We start from the raw sequence: 2,995 nt of genomic DNA on the forward strand, positions 1-2,995 counted from the left end.
TCTTATGCTTGAATGAGTGAGTATATGGAATCATTTTTTATATTCTTTTTGTAAAAATAGAACCAGAAGAAGACACGAACTTAACCATAAGCCTTTAAGTTCGTGTCCCTTCAGTAAAGATTCTAATCTTCCTTTACTCTATGATTTTTGTCGCAAGTGCAGCCAAGTCTTCGATGTCAATTACATTGTCACCATTGATGTCGGCTTTTTTCGCTTGCGCCCAATTCGGACTGCTCGATGTTGTGCCGTAGAAGGAGGCCACGATTGCAAGATCCCCAATACTCACTTTTCCATCGCTGTTGATATCACTGTTGTCTCGCGTTATGACGGAAGATTTAAAGGTATTGAAAGCTTGTTGCAAATCAGCGACTGCTGCAGCTACTTGTTCTTGTGTCGCATTGCTATTGTTCGCCACAAGTTTAGCCGCATCGATTGCTGCTTGAAGCAGCTGTTTCGCTCTAGCCGGGTACTGCCCGTTTTGCGTGCCTTCTATGGCCGCATCATGTGCCGTCTGAGCTTCACGAACAAGATCGTTCAAACCCGACTTATCAACAGGAGGAAGCGTGATTTGTATGCCTATTGCGGATGATGCTAGTTTTGTTTCCATTCCCTGGCTATCGCCCAAAGTCATTTCAGAAACTGTGATCAACCCTTCCGTCGCTTGTGTCACAAGTTTCGCTTTGAAAGTGAGTTTCAGCAGTTGCGCGCTGCCCGTAATACCATGTGCGGCGCCTTCGCTTGCCGTGATCAAACGAACTTTACCAGTTGGACTCTTCACAGTTCCCAGCAGTTGAACTCCGTCCTGAATGGTTTCCGCTGAGACGAATTCCATTACATTCGGGTCGTATGCCATAGAGATGTCCTGCGCATATATGTTTTGTGTCACATGATCCAGCCCGAGCTGAAGCGTAAACGTTTCCCCTGGCTCAGCGGTATCTTCTCCCCCCAATACGACAGCRGGATCCTTGGGTATCGCCTCAGATGTTACTTTGAATTCTCTGACAATGACCCAGAAATTTTGCGTGTTTGTTACCCTGATGCGAACGAAGCGTGCCTTTTGACTATCAACCGGAACGTTGATCTCCGATTGCTCTTCCAAAGTGGCAAGCTGCGTCCAATTCGCCCCGTCTGCGGAATATTCAAGTATTCCGTGATGAATATAGTCGGACAAACTGCCGGACTTGCCCATGGATACCTGCACGTTGGTCACTTTACGCACTTCATTTAAGTCCACACCTAACACGTCGCCTACAGCTGGATTACTATTGCTCCAGAAATAAGTATTCAGATTTCCGTCTAGCATTTTGTCAGGCGTATTCGTCTGGTACGTCCCCATTGTCGTAATCGGGAAAGGAGTTGACGGAACAACGCCTAGCCAATTGTCATTTTCCCGGATGGCGCGTGTGAAAAAGTCTTCAAACACTTGATTCGCCTTAACCAGGGTAATGGCACTGATCTGCGTTCTGAGCGTATCCAGAGCCGTTCTGTGCGCTGCCGCCTGCTGCTTATTGTTGCGTTTCTGGGAAAGCAGCATTTGAGCAGCTTCTACGCCTGCTTTTCCATACAATTCGTCCTTATTCAAATAAAGATTCGTCTCAGAGATGAAGTTCGCGTTCCCTAATGTGCTGCGCAGAATTCCGGGAGTTTGCTGCAGCTTCGTGAATTCGGAAACTAATTGATTCGCAGTTTCGGTTATATTTCCACTGCCCGTAAATGCCGTCCAAAGATTATCGATTAGTGGATGCAAGGTTAGCGATTCCTTCGCATTTAGAGGCGACGAATAGTGATTCTCGGCAAATGTTTTTAACGCTTCTGCAGCCGAACCGCCAAGTCTCTTTACACTAAGCAGCCAAGAGTTTTCAGGATTATACGTCTGCGGGTTCCACAAATAATCTGCAATGGAAAACAACGCAATTTTGGAGGCTTCCGCTTCATTCATGGGATTCGCTGTTAGGCCGATAATGCCATGGTCGGCTAATCCGGCATCGCGATTATACAGCGGACCTAAGTAAATTTTATCCCGTGCATAATCATTAACCGGGTAGTTATCCCAGATCAACAGGTCGTGTTTGTAGATCGCTTTGGCTTTATCGGCATCTGCTGCGGAAATGCCTGCAGGCACGACTGCCGACCCCGTCCATTGTACGATAATACTCGGATCAACAAGCGCTGAAAAACGGTTGATATACGTCGTTGTCGTAATATTGGCGTAATCCGTCGGAACTGTGATCAAGCGGTGAGCTCCCGGATGGGTGTCGATAAATTCTGTTTTGAGCCGATTGAGCAGAAAAGCTTGCGCAGCCGCTGGCGGGTTGCCATCACTGTTGAACTTGGTTCTATCCGCGTTACATGTCAATGTTTTATTAATATCGTCGAGAAACAGCGCATAAGAACGCACGCCTTTCTCCCACATCACTTGCGCTTTTGCCGTCAAAGCCTGGAAATCCGTGTTGTCCGAAAAGCACACAGAGTTACCCGGAGAAATCGCGAATACGAACTCCACGTGCTCCTGCTTCGCTTTGTCGATTAACTCGCCAATCTGTGCTACTTTATCAGCTGGATAAGGATCGCGCCATTTATCCCGGTGATACGGATCATCTTTTGGCGCATAAATGTACATATTCATTTTCTGCTCCCCGTAAAAGTCCAGTTGATTGAGACGATCTTCATGCGACCATGGATCGCCATAGAATCCTTCAATCGATCCGCGCCAACTCATCTTCGGCCAATCTCTGACCGTAAGTCCCGGGATCGAATAACTGGAATCCTTCGAAGTAATGACCTGACGCAGGGTTTGAGCGGCGTAGAAAGTGCCAGTTTGATTTTTACCTGCAAGAACAATATTTTTGTGACCTGTTTGATCAATGCCTGAAGCCAGCACGTATCCGTCATCTTGTAAATCTTCAGGTCCTGTCGTCCCCAAACTTTGCAGAACGGAGCCAGAAGCCGTATTCTCTGAAGGTCCGCCAACCCAGACGTTTACCTGAGCATTAGG

The 2,995-nt window shown here is 47.2% G+C and carries 1 protein-coding gene; it reads right to left on the minus strand.

The genetic code is table 11. The annotated features are described in order from the left end of the window. Positions 1-133: 133 nt before the first annotated feature. Positions 134-2,995, minus strand: a 2,862-nt coding sequence (locus AC1DUA_RS31770) for a beta-N-acetylglucosaminidase domain-containing protein (protein ID WP_477503537.1), incomplete at its 5' end; no start/stop codon positions are given.

It is taken from the genome of Paenibacillus sp. 01T422 (genome assembly GCF_056398785.1).